Consider the following 16799-nt stretch of genomic DNA (forward strand, 5'->3'; position numbering starts at 1 on the left):
GCGCATTAAACGGGTTTTTCAGGGGGTCGTCAAGCAAGTTTTCGAAAAATATTTAATTATTACCGTCGCTTACGTGCTGACCCCGGTTTTTGATCAATTATTGAGCAGGTGGAACGTAGCCATCGGCCTTGGCGTAATCTTCGCCGGAAAAGAACTTGTCCATCTCGCCTGCCAGATATTTACGATCTTCGGCATTCATCATGTTCAGGCGTTTTTCGTTGATCAGCAGGGTCTGGTGTTTCAGCCAGTCGGCCCACGCCTGGGCGGAGACGTGATCGAACACATCCTGGCCCTTGGCGCCCGGATACGGAGGGCGTTCCAGGCCTGGCAATTCTTCTTTGTACTTGCGGCACATTACGGTGCGGGTCATGACGACTCTCCTGCATTCAATACATCGGCCGCGCGCTTCAGCAGTTTTTTCACCGGGGCGGCAAGGCCCAGGCGCGGCGGGGTGGCGAGGTTATACCAGAGCCAGTCGGCCTCGGCCACGTGATGGGCGCTTTCCTCCACCCGCACCAGCCAGGGCTCGATGGCCAGCTGGAAGTGGCTGAAGGTGTGGATGAGCCCCGGCAGTTCCTGTTGCGTGCCCAGTTCCAGCGCGTGCTGGTGGGCGAGGTGTTCCAGGTCTTGCAGGTCATCCAGCTCCGGTAAACTCCACAGGCCGCCCCACAGGCCGGTGGACGGGCGACGGTAAAGCAGGATCGCGCCCTCGGCATTGGCCAGCATCGGCATCAGTGTGCGTTTTTGCGGGATGGTCTTGCGCGGCTTGGGGATCGGGTAGCGCGTCTCCAGGCCGAGCATGTGGGCTTCGCAGCCTTTTTCCAGCGGGCACAGCAGGCAGCTGGGCTTGCTGCGGGTGCAGAGAGTGGCGCCCATGTCCATCATCGCCTGGGTGTAGGCGTTGACGCGATCATGGGGCGTGAAGCGCTCTGCGGTGGCCCACAGCTGCTTGGCCACCTTCGGCTCGCCTGGGTAACCCTCCTGCGCCGTAAAGCGCGCCAGCACGCGCTTGACGTTGCCGTCGAGGATCGGCGCCCGCAGGCCCATGCTCAGGCTGGCGATCGCGCCTGCCGTGGACAGGCCGATGCCAGGCAGCTCGGTAAGCTTCTCGACGTTCTTGGGAAACTCGCCGCCGTACTCGGCCACCACGATCTTGGCGGTCTTCTGCAGGTTGCGCGCCCGGGTGTAGTAACCCAGGCCGGTCCACAGGTGCAGCACTTCATCTTCCGGCGCGGCAGCCAGGGCTTCGACCGTCGGCAGCGAGGCCATGAAACGGTCGAAGTAATTGAGCACGGTGCTCACCTGGGTCTGTTGCAGCATGATCTCCGAGACCCACACCCGGTAGGGCGTGATGCCCTGTTGCCAGGGCAGGTCATGGCGACCGTGGCGGTCGTACCAGTCCAGCACCGCCGTTGAAAACTGCTCGTTTCTCATCGCTTGAACAGGCCCTTCAAAGCGTCTTTAAGTTGCGGGTTGACCTTGTCGAGCTTCTCTTCCAGCTTGTCGCTGAGCTTGTTGCCCGCGGCCTTGATGGCGACCTGCGTCAAGCCGTCCTTGTCCAGTCGGCAAGCCTTGGCGCCCAGTTCCAGCGGGCCGCGGCAGCGCAGCGGCACTTCGATGTTCTGGAAGTTGGAGCCTACCTGGCAAGCCGGGTCTGGCACGTCGCGCTGGTCGCCTTCGACGATGATGCCAACGCGGTAGTCCATGCCCAGCACGCGCAGGTCGACGTCGCCGTTGCCGTTGACAGTCAGGCCAGGGATGCGGACTTTCAGGTCCGGGTTGTTGGCCACGCCATTGCGGAACGTCAGGTTGCCGCGCAATTCCTGGAACGGGGTGTCCTTGCCTTGCGGCGTGGTGCTCAATGTCTTGCGGTTGAGCAGGGCGATGCCCGTGCACAGTTGCTGTTCAAGGTTGGCGTTGAGCAGCACGCCGTTGTTGATCACAAAGCTTGCCGTACCGTTGAGGCTGTCGATCAGTGCCTTCTGGCTGTTGCCACGGCCGGTCAGGTTGCTGTCGAGGGTGATCTGGCCCTTCACCGGCGGGTTCTGCCCTTGGGCCTGCAGGATGCGTTCAACCGGCACTTGCTTGATATGGCTTTGCAGCGCGAGTACCGGAATGTCCTGGCGTACATCGAGCGAACCGTTGGCCTGGAAGGTGCCGTTATAGAGCCCGCCACTGAGGGTGTCGAGCTTGAGCTGACCATCGATGCCGGAGGCTTTCAGTGCGGCGTTCTGGATCGGCAGTTTGCTCAGGGTCAGCTGGCCGAAGGACAAATCGGCGTTCACATCCAGGGTGCGCAAGCGTGTCAGGGGCAGCAGCTTGTCAGTGCTCCAGGCGCCTTTGGTCGGTGCGTCTGGCAACGGTGTGGTGCCACCGGCCGCCATGGCGCCGGCTTCACTGTTCTGCACTTCGGCCTGGCGTGCGGCGCTGGCGCCCTTGGCGGACTCGGACTTGGCCGGCAGGTAGTTGTCGGCGTTGAAGGTGTCGCCCTTGAGTTGCACGCGCAGGGACTGCTTGGCGAAATCATCCACAGCGACGCGGCCGGTGAAGGTGCTGCCATCGAGCTTAAGGTTCAAGTCTTCCAGGGCCACGCTGGTGGGCGTGCCCTTGAGGCGGCTGACCAGTTCGACTTTGCTCAGGCTGCCTTCGGCCATGGCCGGTAGCGGGTGGCCGATGCTGTCGAGGAACTTGGCCAGGTCGAACTGGGCAATGGACAGGGCGCCACTCACTTGCGGGGTTTTGTTCAGGTCATTGACCTTCACTTCGCCCAAGGCGCGCAGCTGGTTGGCCGACAGCTTGAGGTTGGTCCATTCGGCAATGTTGGCCGCCAGGTCTACCAGCAACTGGCCCTGGGTGGAGAAGGTCACAGTCTTGCCTTGCAGAGGCTCGCCGGTGGCTTCGCCGCTGAGCTTCATGTCTTCGAACTGGTAGCGCTTGAGGGCTCGCTGGATGCGCAAGTTGCCGTTCAGCTCGGTCTTGACGCGCATCAGCGGCTGGTTGGTGCCCAGGAAGGCGGTGAGCTTCAGCGGGATGCTGGCGCCTTCGTGTACGGCGCCGGCGCTCAACTGGATGCTTTCGGCGCTGTATTGCTTGCCGGTCTGCTCATCGTTGTATTCAACGCGGGCGTTGTTGATGGTCAGGCTGTCGATGTCCAGGCGGATCGGCTTCGGCGGTTTCTCCGGCTCGGCTTCGGCAGGTTTCTCAGCAGGCGTGGGCGCGCCGGCGGTGGTCTCGGTCACGTTCTTGCCGATGTCTTCCCAGTTGCCGTGGCCTTGCTTGTCGCGGCTCAGGCGCAGGTTCAGGCCCTCTACGCGGACGTCGCTCATCTGCACTTCGCGGCGCAACAGCGGCAGCACGCGCACGGACAGGCCGAGCATCTGCAGGTCGGCGAACGGTTGGGTCGGGTTGGTCATGGTCGCCACGCTGGCTTCATGCAACTCCAGGCCCAGCCAGGGGAACAGGCTCCAGCCGATATCGCCATTGAGCGTCAGCTCGATGTGGGCCTTGTCGCGGGCAATCTGGCGAATCTCGTCTTTGTAGTCGTTGGGATCGAAGAGGTGGGTCAGGGCAAAGCCCAGGGCCACAATGATCAGCAACAGCCCGAGAAGTACCAGACCCAGGATTTTGCCGAACGCTTTCATGGGCGAGTCCTTGTATGTCGAATTCAAAATTTAGCCGCAGAGTATAACGCCCGACGGCTCACGTCAGTGCCCGGATCGTTACATTGTATCCAGCGCCCGGGGAACGGGATTCTGGCGTCAAACAAAACAGATTTCCCGAAAAAGGTGATATCAGTTTGGTTTTTCTGTCATCCACTGGTGCTAATCTGCGCAGGTTCGTCTGTCGTCTGCGACATAGCGTCGCGTTTAAAAGGAGCTTTACTCAACAACAACGGCCAACGCTTTGCGTGCAAGGTCGAGGGAGAGAGCGCCTGACGGACACATACTAATAACTGGGGGAAACACCAATGAGCACTAGCACTGCGGCAGGCCATACTGCCGCACAGCCTGCGTTCCTGTCCAAGGAGCGCATCATCGCCAAGCCGGGCTTCAACCGCTGGCTGGTTCCACCGGCCGCCCTGGCCATTCACCTGTGCATCGGCATGGCCTATGGCTTCTCGGTGTTCTGGCTGCCGCTGTCCAAGGCACTGGGCATTACTGCGCCGGTCGCCTGTGCGCCGGACATGAGCTTCATCGCGCAAGTCTTCTCGTCCCAATGCGACTGGCCCATCTCCATGCTGGGCTGGATCTACACCCTGTTCTTCATCTTCCTGGGCTGCTCGGCAGCGATCTGGGGCGGCTGGCTGGAACATGCCGGGCCACGCAAGGCGGGCGTTGTATCGGCGCTGTGCTGGTGTGGCGGCCTGTTGATCTCGGCGCTGGGTATCTACACCCACCAGATCTGGCTGATGTGGATCGGCTCCGGCGTCATTGGCGGTATCGGTCTGGGCCTGGGCTACATTTCGCCGGTGTCGACCCTGATCAAGTGGTTCCCGGACAAGCGCGGCATGGCCACTGGCATGGCGATCATGGGCTTCGGCGGCGGTGCGATGGTCGGTGCTCCCCTGGCGGCAGCGCTGATGGGCCACTTCGCAACGCCAACCAGCGTCGGCGTTTGGCAGAGCTTTCTGGTGATGGCTGCGATCTACTTCGTGTTCATGATCGGTGGCGCGTTGTCCTACCGTGTTCCGCCGACTGGCTGGAAGCCTGAGGGCTGGACCGCTCCGGCGAAAAAAGCCAGCAACGCGATGATCACCCACCGCCACGTCCACGTGAACGTGGCCTGGAAAACCCCGCAGTTCCGCCTGGTATGGCTGGTGCTGTGCCTGAACGTTTCCGCCGGTATCGGTATCCTCGGCATGGCCTCGCCCCTGCTGCAGGAAGTGTTCGGCGGCAAGCTGCTGGGCGTGGATGTGCCGTTCGGCCAGCTGGACGCCGGTCAACTGGCGTCCATCGCGGCGATCGCGGCGGGCTTCACCGGTCTGTTGAGCCTGTTCAACATCGGTGGCCGGTTCTTCTGGGCGTCGTTCTCCGACTACCTGGGCCGTAAAAACACCTATTTCGTGTTCTTCGCCCTGGGCTTTGCCCTGTACGCGCTGATCCCGAACCTGGGGCACCTGGGCAACGTGGCGCTGTTCGTGGCGGCGTTCTGCATCATCCTGTCGATGTACGGCGGTGGTTTTGCGACCGTTCCGGCTTACCTGGCCGACCTGTTCGGCACCCAGATGGTGGGCGCGATCCACGGCCGCCTGCTGACGGCCTGGGCTGCTGCGGGCGTACTGGGCCCGGTGCTGGTGAACTACCTGCGTGAATATCAACTGAGCATCGGCGTTGAACGCGCCGCCGCCTACGACATCACCCTGTACATCCTGGCAGGCCTGCTGGTGCTGGGCTTCCTCTGCAACCTGCTGGTTCGCCCAGTGGCCGACAAGTACTTCATGACCGACGCCGAACTGGCCGCCGAACAGGCGCTGGGCCACGACAAAGGCGCGGATGCCACTACCTCCCTGGAGTGGAAAGCCGCATCCGGCAGCGTGCCATTGGCCATTGCGGCCTGGCTGGTGGTAGGTATCCCGTTGGCGTGGGGCGTGTGGGTCACCCTGCAGAAAACCGCCGTACTGTTCCACTGATGTAAACCCCTGTAGGAGCCGGCTTGCCGGCGATGCATTCGCGAGATTGTCATTGACCTCACGGACGCCATCGCCGGCAAGCCGGCTCCTACGGGGTCAGGTTGTACCTGTTGGGGGTTGTACGCACATGTCTATCCCCGACATTCCTCGCTTCAACTCGTCAGTCTTATCCCCTTCGATGTTTCTGTTTGGCGCCCGCGCCCCTATAATGGCTGCCTTTTTCGCCCAATGATTTTGCGGAGCTGGTGATGGCCGAACGTAAGGCGTCCGTCGAGCGCGACACTCTGGAAACCCAGATCAAAGCCTCGATCAACCTGGATGGCACCGGAAAGGCCCGATTTGATATCGGTGTACCTTTTCTTGAGCACATGCTGGACCAGATCGCCCGTCACGGGCTGATCGACCTGGATATCGTCAGCAAGGGCGACCTGCACATCGACGACCACCACACGGTGGAAGACGTGGGCATCACCCTCGGCCAGGCGTTTGCCAAGGCTATCGGCGACAAGAAAGGCATCCGCCGTTACGGCCACGCCTATGTCCCGCTGGACGAAGCGCTGTCGCGTGTGGTCATCGACTTCTCCGGCCGCCCAGGCCTGCAGATGCACGTGCCCTACACCCGCGCCACCGTGGGCGGCTTCGACGTCGACCTGTTCCAGGAATTCTTCCAGGGTTTCGTCAACCACGCACTCGTCAGCCTGCACATCGACAACCTGCGCGGCACCAACACCCACCACCAGATCGAAACCGTGTTCAAGGCTTTCGGCCGCGCGCTGCGCATGGCTGTGGAGCTGGATGAGCGCATGGCCGGGCAAATGCCTTCGACCAAGGGCGTCCTGTAATGCAGACGGTCGCGGTTATCGATTACGGCATGGGTAACCTGCACTCGGTGGCCAAGGCCCTCGAGCACGTAGGTGCCGGCAAGGTGCTGATCACCAGCGATGCCAACGTGATTCGCGAAGCCGACCGGGTGGTATTCCCCGGCGTTGGCGCGATTCGCGATTGCATGGCCGAGATCCGCCGCCTGGGCTTTGACAGCCTGGTGCGCGAAGTCAGCCAGGACCGTCCGTTCCTCGGCATCTGCGTGGGCATGCAAGCCTTGCTCGATCGCAGTGAAGAGAACGACGGCGTCGACTGCATCGGCCTGTTCCCGGGCCAGGTGAAGTTCTTCGGCAAGGACCTGCACGAAGACGGCGCCCACCTGAAAGTCCCACACATGGGCTGGAACGAAGTCAGCCAGACAGTGGATCACCCGCTGTGGCACGACATTCCAGACCTGGCGCGTTTCTACTTCGTGCACAGCTACTACATCGCCGCCGGTAACCCGCGCCAGGTAGTGGGTGGCGGGCATTACGGCGTCGATTTTGCCGCCGCACTGGCCGAAGGTTCGCGCTTTGCCGTGCAGTTCCACCCGGAGAAGAGCCATACCCATGGCCTGCAATTGCTGCAGAACTTCGCGGCTTGGGACGGTCGCTGGTAGATGGCCAGGAAGCCGAAGCTGCCGATCCTGAACCTCACGCCCGAACAGGAGCGTGAGGCTACGCAGAAGATCAAGCGCTTCATGGAAGACCGCTTCGAGCTCAGCCTGGGCTCGTTCGAGGTCGCCGAGATTCTTGAGCTGTTTACCACCGAAGTTGCGCCGCACTATTACAACAGGGCGATTTTCGACACGCAGACGCTCCTTAAAGAAAGGTTCGAAAGCATCGAAAGCGACCTGTGGTCGCTTGAGAAACCCTGATTTCCCAAGCATTGCTGAATATCGAATAAGGTTTGCCAGATGCTGATTATCCCCGCTATCGATCTCAAGGACGGCGCTTGTGTACGCCTGCGCCAAGGCCGCATGGAAGATTCCACCGTGTTCTCCGATGACCCGGTGAGCATGGCTGCCAAATGGGTAGAAGGGGGCTGCCGTCGCCTGCATCTGGTGGACTTGAACGGCGCCTTCGAAGGCCAGCCAGTCAATGGCGAAGTGGTCACCGCTATCGCCAAGCGCTACCCGAACCTGCCGATCCAGATCGGCGGCGGTATCCGCTCCCTGGAAACCATCGAACACTACGTCAAGGCGGGCGTGAGCTACGTGATCATCGGCACCAAGGCGGTCAAAGACCCGGCCTTCGTCGCCGAAGCCTGCCGCGCGTTTCCGGGCAAGGTCATCGTTGGCCTGGACGCCAAGGACGGTTTTGTCGCCACCGACGGCTGGGCTGAGATCAGCACCGTGCAGGTGATCGACCTGGCCAAGCAGTTCGAAGCCGATGGCGTCTCGGCCATCGTTTATACCGACATCGCCAAAGACGGCATGATGCAGGGCTGCAACGTACCGTTCACCGCTGCCCTGGCGGCCGCGACCAGGATTCCGGTGATCGCTTCCGGTGGTATTCACAACTTGGGTGACATCAAGTCGCTGCTGGACGCCAAGGCGCCCGGCATCATCGGCGCCATCACCGGCCGCGCGATCTACGAAGGCACCCTGGACGTCGCCGAAGCCCAGGCTTACTGCGACGCCTACAACGGCTGAGGACTGACCATGGCGCTGGCCAAACGCATCATCCCTTGCCTGGACGTCGACAACGGTCGCGTGGTCAAGGGCGTCAAGTTCGAGAATATCCGCGATGCCGGTGACCCGGTGGAAATCGCCCGTCGCTACGATGAGCAAGGTGCCGACGAGATTACCTTTCTCGACATCACCGCCAGCGTCGACGGTCGCGACACCACGCTGCATACCGTGGAGCGCATGGCCAGCCAGGTCTTCATTCCGCTGACCGTGGGCGGTGGCGTGCGCACCGTGCAAGACATCCGCAACCTGCTCAATGCCGGCGCGGACAAGGTCTCGATCAACACGGCGGCAGTATTCAACCCGGAGTTTGTCGGCGAAGCCGCGCAGCACTTCGGCTCCCAATGCATCGTCGTTGCCATTGACGCCAAGAAGGTTTCCGGCCCGGGCGAAACCCCGCGCTGGGAGATCTTCACCCACGGCGGTCGCAAGCCGACCGGCCTGGACGCGGTGGAGTGGGCGATGAAGATGGAAGGTTTGGGCGCCGGTGAAATCCTGCTGACCAGCATGGACCAGGACGGCATGAAAAACGGCTTCGACCTGGGCGTGACCCGCGCCATCAGCGACGCGCTGGGCATCCCGGTGATCGCCTCCGGTGGCGTCGGCAACCTGCAGCACCTGGCCGACGGCGTGACCGAAGGCCATGCCAGCGCCGTACTGGCTGCGAGCATTTTCCACTTTGGCGAATACACCGTGCCCGAGGCCAAGGCCTACATGGCGGCACGCGGTATCGTCGTTCGCTAAACGCTGCTGGACACCATGGCAGGCGCGGGGCACTCTCTGCGCTTGCCATGGATTTCGGTAACCTTCATGTTCAAACACCTGCTGCTTGCCCTCGCCAGTACCTCCCTGCTTTTGGCGGGTTCAGCCCATGCCGAAGAACCGTCTGACGCCGCCCTGGTGTTGCTGACGGAAAACTTCCCGCCTTACAACATGGCGAAAAACGGCAAGAACTTCGCCAAGGAAGAGAACATCGAAGGCATCGCCGTGGACATCGTGCGCGAGACCTTCAAGCGCGCCGGCGTTTCCTACAACCTCACCCTGCGCTTCCCTTGGGAGCGAATCTATAAGCTCGCCTTGGAAAAACCGGGTTACGGCGTGTTCGTGATGGCCCGCCTGCCGGACCGTGAAGCCCTGTTCAAATGGGTCGGCCCCATTGGCCCGGACGATTGGGTGATGTTGGCCAAGGCCGACAGCAAGATCCAGCTGGCGGACCTGGAGCACGCCCGCCGCTACAAGATTGGCGCCTATAAAGGTGACGCTATCGCCGAGACCCTGGAAAAGCAGGGCCTCAACCCGATCGTCGCACTGCGCGACCAGGACAACGCGCAAAAGCTGGTGGACGGTCAGATCGACCTGTGGGCTACCGGTGATCCGGCAGGCCGTTACCTGGCCCGTCAGGTTGGGGTGACCGAACTGAAAACCGTGTTGCGTTTCAACAGTGCCCAGTTGTACCTCGCGCTGAACAAAGACGTGCCGGATGACCTGGTCGCGAAGCTGCAGGCGGCGCTCGATCAGTTACGGGGCGAGGGGGTTGTCGATCAGATCATGGCCCGTTACCTCTAGCTCCGGCACTGCCTGAGGCATCTCAATCGGTGGCGTTACCTCTTCGGGCATTGGCTCAACGTTGGAGGATTCGCTCATGTACACATGGTCGCCATTGGTGTAGCTGACGGTGCCTGATACCTGGCTGCCATCCTGACGCAGCAAGCGATACTCACTGTGCAGAAGGTAAGCCGCAACGGCTTTTTTCGGCGGCACGTACGTGATGATTTCCAGTGGCGCTGCATGGCTCCAGCCTTTTGCCGAGCGCAGTGTATGGGTGAACTCTCGACCCAGATGCGCCGAAAAACTCAATTCAAAGACATGCTCGCCAGCAGGCCATTCCTTGCCAAGTTCCACGCTGGTGTTGGCTGCCAATGCTTTTACATTCCCACCCAGCTCACCTTTGGTGGCTGTCCACATGAACGGCTGGCTGGTTGCATCGGTGTTATGCCCAAACCCTGCGAGCAAGTGCCGATCGATACGCTCCAGCCGATAACTCGGCGACGACTCGAGCTGTTCAATCGCGGTCAGCTCCGGGTCTTTTACGCAGAACCACGGCAGTTCGCACACTTGAGGCGCGTAGGTGCTTTCTTCCTGCGCAGGGCTTTCATGCCCGAGGAGCGCGGGCGGCGGTGGTAAGTCGCTGAGCTGCGCAGTGAGCGCCAGGCGCAGCGAATAGGCGGCAAGGCCCGTCTTGGCATAACTGTCTGTGCCGATGAATGTACCCGGCGCCAGGTAGAGTTCGCCGGTGGGGGCGTCAGGAAGGGCGGTCGACCAGAGGCTCAAGTCGTTGGTGGAACCGCTGCCTTTGTCGTTCCAGATCAGATCGCCTGCTTGAGCCGCTATCACCAGGTCTTCCCTGATACAACGCACGGCGTGACGTGAAGGCTTGTCGTAATCGACCCCGAACACCAGCCCCATCGCCACGTAGCCTTCGGGCGGCAGTGGGCGCCAGATGGACGCATTGTTTCGCGCACCGGTTCCCTCGTCATGCCATACCAGTTGGTAATCGACTGGCGGACGCAGGGCGGTGCCGTCGGTTTTGTTGGCATCGCTGACCAGCGCGACGACTTTGTTCTGATTGATATTGCGGTAATGACCGACCGCAACATCCCCCAGGGAGAAGAACGAGCTCAGCGCGTCGGATGTTGCGCTGGGCCGCCAAAGGCTGACGGCATTGTGCGCATTCGACCCTTTGTCATTCCACAGGGGCAGAAACTCGCTGGTGAAGCTGATGAGCAGGTCGTTGAATTGCAGAGGCTTCATGGAGGGCTCTCCAGTTGATTGAAGCCTCAACTATCGAGCAGGGCGGGTGTCGCCGAGTGGTATCTATCTACGCGCCGGAAGGTAGGTGCCGTTTTTTCCATGTGCCGCCATCGCCTGGTTGCTGCGCACGCTGATCATTAACTTGATGTCGATCCAGTCAACGCCCTGGTCCTTGAGTTTGGGCAGCTCACGCTCCAGCACTGCGAGGGTCTGGGGGTAGGGATGGCCGATCATGACGGCTGAACCCTGTTTGTGGGCCAGCTTGATAGCCGTCTGCAGTTGCGTGGTGATCGCTGCTTCCGTGCGTTCGTCATCCAGGAACACGTCCCGTGAGACGTGCGCCAGGCCAATTTTCTGGGCCTCGGCGGCCGCGACGGTCTGCGCGCTGGTACGGCTGTCGACAAAGAACTTGTTGCGCCGTTGCAGCTCGGCCATCAACCACGCCATCGCCTCGGGTTGCGCAGTCATGCGGCTGCCCATGTGGTTGTTGATGCCAGCGGTGTAGGGCACTGCCTTGAACGCGGCGTCCAGGCGTTTGCCAAGCTCTTCGATGGGCAGGTCGGGGTGCCAGGCGAACGGGCCGGTAGCCGGGTCCATGGGCATGTGCAGGATCACGATCTTGCCGGCCTTGTGCGCTTCGCGGGCAAATTCGGCGGCGTGGGGTGTGTCGGGCATGATCGCCGTGGTCACCGGCCCAGGCAGGGCCAGCACGCGCCGATCCCGGGGCAGGTTCTGCCCCAGGTCGTCGATGATCAGGGTGAGGTAGGCTTTGTGAGGCTCGCCGGCCGGGGTCGCATGGGCGACTCCGGCCAGGCTGCACAGCACAGCGATGATCAGGGCAAAACGCATATCAACGGCTGCGGGTGATGCTCAAGCCCTTGAGCAGGCTCAGCGCCTGGGCCAGTTGGTAGTCATCGTCCTGCGGCATCGGCTTGGCTTTGGTACCGCTGCCGGTCGGCTGGTCGGCGCCGCCGTTGCCATTGCCCAAGTGGCCTTGCAGGTCGGCTTCTTTGTAGAACTCGCTGTCGGCCTCGTTGGTGATCTTGGCCTTGCGCACTTCGATGTCCGGGACGATGCCCTGGGCCTGGATCGAGCGACCGTTCGGCGTGTAGTACAGCGCTGTGGTGATCTTCAGCGCGCGATCGTTGTTCAGCGGCAACACGGTTTGTACCGAGCCTTTACCGAAGCTGGTGGTGCCCATCAATACGCCGCGTTTCTGGTCTTGCAGGGCGCCGGCAACGATTTCCGAAGCCGAGGCGCTGCCGCCGTTGATCAGCACGGCCAGTGGCACGCCTTCACTGAGGTCATTGCCGGTGGCCGAGAAGCGCAGCTCGGAATTGGCGATACGGCCCTTGGTGTACACGATCAGGCCTTTGGTGATGAAGTGGTCGACCACTTCCACCGCGGCCTGCAGCACGCCGCCTGGGTTGTTACGCAGGTCGAGCACGATGCCGTTGAGCTTCTTGCCGTTGTCCTTGCGCAGCTTGGCCAGGGCCTTGGCCACTTCGTCGCCGGTCTTGACCTGGAACTGGGTGATGCGGATGTAGCCGTAGCCCGACTCCAGCAGCTGGCTCTTCACGCTCTTGACCGTGATGGTTGCGCGGGCAAGGGTCACGTCAAACGGGTTGCCGCCGTCGCGAACCAGGGTCAGGGTGATTTTCTGGCCGATCTTGCCGCGCATCTTGTCGACGGCTTCGGTCATGGTCTGGCCACGGGTCGGCTGGCCGTTGATCTTGACGATGAAGTCGCCGGCCTGGATGCCCGCCTTGGACGCCGGGGTGTCATCGATCGGCGAGACGACTTTGATGTTGCCGTCTTCGGAGCCCACTTCAATGCCCAGGCCACCGAATTCGCCGCTGGTGCTTTCCTGCAACTCGGCGAAGTCTTCAGGCCCCAGGTAGGCGGAGTGCGGGTCAAGGTTGCTGAGCATGCCCTTGATGGCGTTTTCCAGCAGGGTCTTGTCATCTACAGGGTCGACATAGGCTGCCTTGATCCGGTCCATGACCTCGGCGAAGGTGCGCAACTCGTCCAGCGGCAGCGGCGCCTTGGTGGTCGCAGCCGTGGCGGCAGGCGCAGCCGGTGCGGCCTGGTCGGCGAAAGCCAGAGGCGCGCCGATCACGAGGGCGATCGTCAGGGCCAGCGAAGTGAGGCGGGACAAATGCAGCATGTCGAACGAACTCCTAATGTAGATGCGGCCCTATCCTTGGGAACGGCACCATTGTGCAGGATCGCTCGGGCGACCCTGCTGACGAATAGCGAAGTACAGCGCCGGGGTGTCCTGGCCACCACTGTTACCCACAGTGGAGATGGATTCACCGGCTTTTACAACATCACCTGCCGACTTGAGTAAAGTCTGATTGTGGCCGTAAAGGCTCAAATAGCCATTACCGTGGTCAAGAATCACCAACAAACCGGCCCCGCGCAGCCAATCGGCAAACACCACGCGCCCACCGTGCACCGCATGAACCTGGCTGCCGGCAGCGGCGCTGATCATCACGCCGTCCCACTTGGCTCGGGTGTCATCGCCACGGGTTTCACCAAAGCGTGCCAGTAATCGACCATCAACTGGCCATGGAAGTTTGCCGCGAGCTGAAGCAAAAGGGCCGCCGAAGGACTCGCCGCTGCTTGAAACCAGCGGGCCGGGCGCTGCATGTGCCGGTTTGCGGGGCGCCGGGGCGTCCGAGTTGGCTGCCAGCTCGGCCTCACGCTGGCGCTTTTTTTCGGCTTCCTGCTGGGCGATCAGCGCTTTTTGCCGCGCTTCTTCGGCCTCGCGTGCCTGGCGAGCCAGGGTTTCTTCGATGGTCTTGAGCACTTTGGCCAGGTCGGCCTGGTCTTGCTCGCGAGCCTGCAGCTTGGCGTCGCGGGCTTTTACGTCGTCGTTGAGCTTGGCCAGGGCCAGCTGGCGTTCCTTGCGCACTTTGTCGAGCTGATCGCGCTGGGTGTCGAGGGCGGTTTTCTGATCCAGCAGTTGCGACTGCTGGTCAGCGATTTCCTGCTCGACGTTGGCCAGTTGGCGCAGGGTTTCGTTAAAACCCTTCAATTGCGCCAGGCGTGCCTGGCTCAGGTAGTCGTAATAGGTGAGGGTACGGGCGAATTTTTCCGGGTTCTGCTGGTTGAGCAGCAGCTTGAGGTATTCCTGGCGGCCGCTCTGGTACGCTGCACGGGCCTGGATTGCGATCAGGCGTTGCTGTTCAACGCGTGCGCTCTGGAGTTTTTTTTTCTCAGCGTCGAGTCGCTCCAGTTCCGACTCGCTCTTCTTTAGTTCTTTTTGTAGCTCCTGGACCTGCTTCTCCAGCTTGCCCATCTCGGTTTCCGTGCCGCGCAGGTCTTTTTGTACCCCGGATTTCTCTTCCTGGAGTTTGCCGAGCAGCTTTTTCAGCTCGGTAATGTCCTGACGCGTAGCGTCCAACTGTTGTTGGGTTTGTGCGCGCTCGTCGGCAAACGCCGGTTGGAGCAGGCAGACAAGAGAGAGGGTAATCAAGGCGCGAAGCATAAAGGCGGGCGACACCAGGGAAAAGGACGGCCTAGTATGCCCGCCAAGCGCGGCAAAAAAAATGCCCAATTCGGGCTGGGCCGCAAGATAGGTGCCGAACGGCGCTCATCCTCTGTAGGCGCTGGCTTGCCAGCGATGCGGACACCTCGGTGTTTCAGTGGTACCGAGTTGACGCTATCGCAGGCAAGCCAGCTCCCACAGAGGCTCGCGGCGCTTGTGAGGGTTAAACCAGGATCGAAGTCCCCGTCATCTCGGCCGGCTTCTCCAGGCCCATCAGCTTCAGCATGGTCGGCGCCACATCTGCCAGCACGCCGCCTTCGCGCACTTTCAAATCACGTTTGCCGACATAGATGAACGGTACTGGCTCGGTGGTGTGAGCCGTGTGGGCCTGGCCGGTGGATTCGTCGGACATCTGCTCGCAGTTGCCGTGGTCGGCGGTGATCAGCGCTTCGCCGCCGACTTTTTCCAGGGCATCGACGATACGGCCGACGCACGTGTCCAGGCATTCTACGGCCTTGACCGCAGCTTCAAGGTTGCCGCTATGGCCCACCATGTCGCCGTTGGCGTAGTTGACCACAATCACGTCATAACGCTGGTTGTCGATGGCGTCGACGATCTTGTCAGTCACTTCCGGCGCGCTCATTTCCGGCTGCAGGTCGTAGGTGGCGACTTTTGGCGACGGGATCAGGATGCGCTCTTCGCCCGGGAACGGTTCTTCGCGCCCGCCGGAGAAGAAAAAGGTCACGTGGGCGTATTTCTCGGTTTCGGCGATGCGCAGCTGGGTCTTGCCGTTTTTCGCCAGGTAGTCGCCCAGTACGTTTTCCAGACTGCCCGGGGCAAACGCCGACGGGGCCGGGATGTTGGCGGCGTATTGGGTGAGCATCACGAACTCGACTTTCGGCTGGCGCGAGCGCTCGAAGTCCTTGAAACCGTCATCGACAAACACATGGCTCAGCTCGCGGGCGCGGTCGGCGCGGAAGTTCATGAACACCACGGCGTCGCCATCTTCGACCTTTACCGGCTCGCCGATGGTGGTGGCTTTGACGAACTCATCGCTCTCGCCACGGGCGTAGGCAGCTTCCAGGCCTTGCTGGGCGGTGGCGGCGTTGAATTCGGCCTGGCCATTGACGATCAGGTTGTAGGCCTGGGACACGCGGTCCCAGCGGTTGTCGCGGTCCATAGCGAAGTAGCGGCCGACCAGGCTGGCGATGCGGCCTTTGCCCAGCGCGGCGAACGTGGCGTCCAGCAGTTCGATGGACGATTGCGCGCTTTTTGGCGGCGTGTCGCGACCGTCGAGGAAGGCGTGCAGGTAGATCTTGTCGGCGCCGCGCTTGAAGGCCAGTTCGGCCATGGCGACCAGGTGGTCCTGGTGGCTGTGAACGCCGCCGTCGGACAGCAGGCCCATGAAGTGCACGGCCTTGCCCGCTGCAACTGCTTTATCCACCGCCGCGCAGATGGTCGGGTTCTCGAAGAACTCGCCGTCGCGGATCGCTTTGGTCACGCGGGTGAAGTCTTGGTATACCACTCGTCCGGCGCCGAGGTTCATGTGGCCGACTTCCGAGTTGCCCATCTGGCCGTCCGGCAGGCCCACGTCCATGCCGGAACCGGAGATCAAACCGTTGGGTACGGTGGCGGTCAGGCGGTCCAGTACCGGCTTGTTGGCCGAGTACACGGCGTTGTCGTGGTGGCTTTCACTGTGTCCAAAGCCATCGAGAATTATCAGGACCAAAGGTTTAGGCGTAGTAGTCATAGATCCTCTCGCGGCGGTAATAAAGGAAGACAATTGAAAAGGGAGTGGCAGTTTAAAGCGAAGTTCCGACGACGTCACCGCTTTACGGGGGTTGGCCCCCCCTGACGGCTGTGTATACTTACCGCCATTTTAACGCCCTGGAACCTCCTTGATGGTTGATCACCTGATTGCATTTGCCACTGCCCACTACCTGCTCGTGGGTGCCTTCGTCATCCTGCTGGCGCTGCTGATCGCTCATGAATTGAGCCGCGGTGGCCGCAGCCTGAGCACGGCGGAGCTGACCGCGCTGGTCAACAAGGATGAGGCCGTTGTCGTGGATATCCGTCCGGCCAAGGAATTCGCCACCGGCCATATCGTCGGTGCCCTGAACATTCCACAGGACAAGCTGATCGCGCGCCTGGCCGAGCTTGAAAAGCACAAGGCCAAGACCATCATCCTGGTCGATGCCCAAGGCCAGCACGCCGGCACCCACGCCCGCGAAATGCTCAAGACCGGTTTCACCGCCGCCAAACTGTCTGGTGGTATCAGCAGCTGGCGCGCCGATAACCTGCCGCTGGTGAAGTGA

16 protein-coding genes are annotated in these 16799 nt (G+C 61.6%); 8 read left to right on the top strand and 8 right to left on the bottom strand.

From position 1 onward, the window contains the following. Positions 1-97 precede the first annotated feature (97 nt). Genes AC07OV_RS01085 through AC07OV_RS01095 form a run of 3 tightly spaced genes read right to left on the bottom strand, consistent with a single transcriptional unit; the run spans position 98 to position 3641 of the window. Positions 98-370, bottom strand: a complete 273-nt coding sequence (locus AC07OV_RS01085) for an oxidative damage protection protein (protein ID WP_176997294.1) — start codon at positions 368-370, stop codon at positions 98-100. Beyond that, on the bottom strand, positions 367-1434 hold the full coding sequence (mutY, locus tag AC07OV_RS01090) for an A/G-specific adenine glycosylase (RefSeq protein ID WP_495091304.1): 1068 nt from the start codon (positions 1432-1434) through the stop codon (positions 367-369). The genes AC07OV_RS01085 and mutY overlap by 4 nt, the downstream gene beginning before the upstream one ends. Next, positions 1431-3641 carry an AsmA family protein gene (locus tag AC07OV_RS01095; protein WP_494996158.1) on the bottom strand — a complete coding sequence of 737 codons (2211 nt, stop codon included), beginning with the start codon at positions 3639-3641 and terminating at the stop codon, positions 1431-1433. Before AC07OV_RS01095 ends, mutY begins: the two co-directional genes overlap by 4 nt. Positions 3642-3967: 326 nt before the next feature. Between AC07OV_RS01095 and AC07OV_RS01100 the strand changes: the two genes are divergently transcribed. The 7 genes from AC07OV_RS01100 (at position 3968) to AC07OV_RS01130 (ending at position 9746) form a co-directional block, all read left to right on the top strand. Next, positions 3968-5629 carry an OFA family MFS transporter gene (locus AC07OV_RS01100; RefSeq protein WP_176997291.1) on the top strand — a complete coding sequence of 554 codons (1662 nt, stop codon included), beginning with the start codon at positions 3968-3970 and terminating at the stop codon, positions 5627-5629. Between the two features lie 248 nt (positions 5630-5877). Continuing rightward, positions 5878-6471 (top strand): imidazoleglycerol-phosphate dehydratase HisB, encoded by a 594-nt coding sequence (hisB, locus tag AC07OV_RS01105; protein WP_017849940.1) that lies wholly within the window; start codon positions 5878-5880, stop codon positions 6469-6471. After that, positions 6471-7109, top strand: coding sequence for an imidazole glycerol phosphate synthase subunit HisH (gene hisH / locus AC07OV_RS01110; RefSeq protein WP_494996160.1), 639 nt, complete (start codon positions 6471-6473; stop codon positions 7107-7109). The genes hisB and hisH overlap by 1 nt, the downstream gene beginning before the upstream one ends. Beyond that, complete coding sequence (locus tag AC07OV_RS01115) at positions 7110-7367, top strand: DUF2164 domain-containing protein (protein WP_176997289.1); 258 nt, start codon at positions 7110-7112, stop codon at positions 7365-7367. It abuts the gene before it with no gap. A 39-nt stretch (positions 7368-7406) separates the two neighbouring features. Further along, positions 7407-8144, top strand: coding sequence for a 1-(5-phosphoribosyl)-5-[(5-phosphoribosylamino)methylideneamino]imidazole-4-carboxamide isomerase (gene hisA / locus AC07OV_RS01120; RefSeq protein ID WP_008435688.1), 738 nt, complete (start codon positions 7407-7409; stop codon positions 8142-8144). Between the two features lie 9 nt (positions 8145-8153). Then, positions 8154-8924, top strand: coding sequence for an imidazole glycerol phosphate synthase subunit HisF (gene hisF / locus AC07OV_RS01125; RefSeq protein ID WP_016972251.1), 771 nt, complete (start codon positions 8154-8156; stop codon positions 8922-8924). 66 nt (positions 8925-8990) lie between these two features. Beyond that, a complete protein-coding gene (locus AC07OV_RS01130) occupies positions 8991-9746 on the top strand; it encodes a substrate-binding periplasmic protein (RefSeq protein WP_494996162.1) in 756 nt (251 codons plus the stop codon). Here the strand turns inward: AC07OV_RS01130 and AC07OV_RS01135 are convergent. The 5 genes from AC07OV_RS01135 to gpmI all read right to left on the bottom strand — a co-directional run bounded on the left by AC07OV_RS01135 (position 9699) and on the right by gpmI (position 16234). Next, positions 9699-10991, bottom strand: a complete 1293-nt coding sequence (locus tag AC07OV_RS01135) for a Vps62-related protein (RefSeq protein ID WP_494996163.1) — start codon at positions 10989-10991, stop codon at positions 9699-9701. The two genes, AC07OV_RS01130 and AC07OV_RS01135, sit on opposite strands and share 48 nt — an antisense overlap. A gap of 63 nt (positions 10992-11054) precedes the next feature. After that, on the bottom strand, positions 11055-11840 hold the full coding sequence (locus AC07OV_RS01140; protein WP_176997286.1) for a divergent polysaccharide deacetylase family protein: 786 nt from the start codon (positions 11838-11840) through the stop codon (positions 11055-11057). 1 nt (position 11841) lies between these two features. After that, positions 11842-13158, bottom strand: coding sequence for a S41 family peptidase (locus AC07OV_RS01145; protein ID WP_178918546.1), 1317 nt, complete (start codon positions 13156-13158; stop codon positions 11842-11844). Positions 13159-13188: 30 nt separating this feature from the next. Then, positions 13189-14484, bottom strand: coding sequence for a murein hydrolase activator EnvC family protein (locus AC07OV_RS01150; RefSeq protein WP_495091305.1), 1296 nt, complete (start codon positions 14482-14484; stop codon positions 13189-13191). Between the two features lie 223 nt (positions 14485-14707). Then, entirely contained in the window at positions 14708-16234 is a 1527-nt protein-coding gene (gene gpmI / locus AC07OV_RS01155) for a 2,3-bisphosphoglycerate-independent phosphoglycerate mutase (RefSeq protein WP_176997283.1), read from the bottom strand. Between the two features lie 151 nt (positions 16235-16385). On the opposite strand from gpmI, the gene AC07OV_RS01160 reads away from it, so the two are divergent. Next, positions 16386-16799: a rhodanese-like domain-containing protein gene (locus AC07OV_RS01160; protein ID WP_176997282.1), complete on the top strand. Its 414-nt coding sequence runs from the start codon at positions 16386-16388 to the stop codon at positions 16797-16799.

It is taken from the genome of Pseudomonas sp. GW821-FHT09A09 (genome assembly GCF_059418405.1).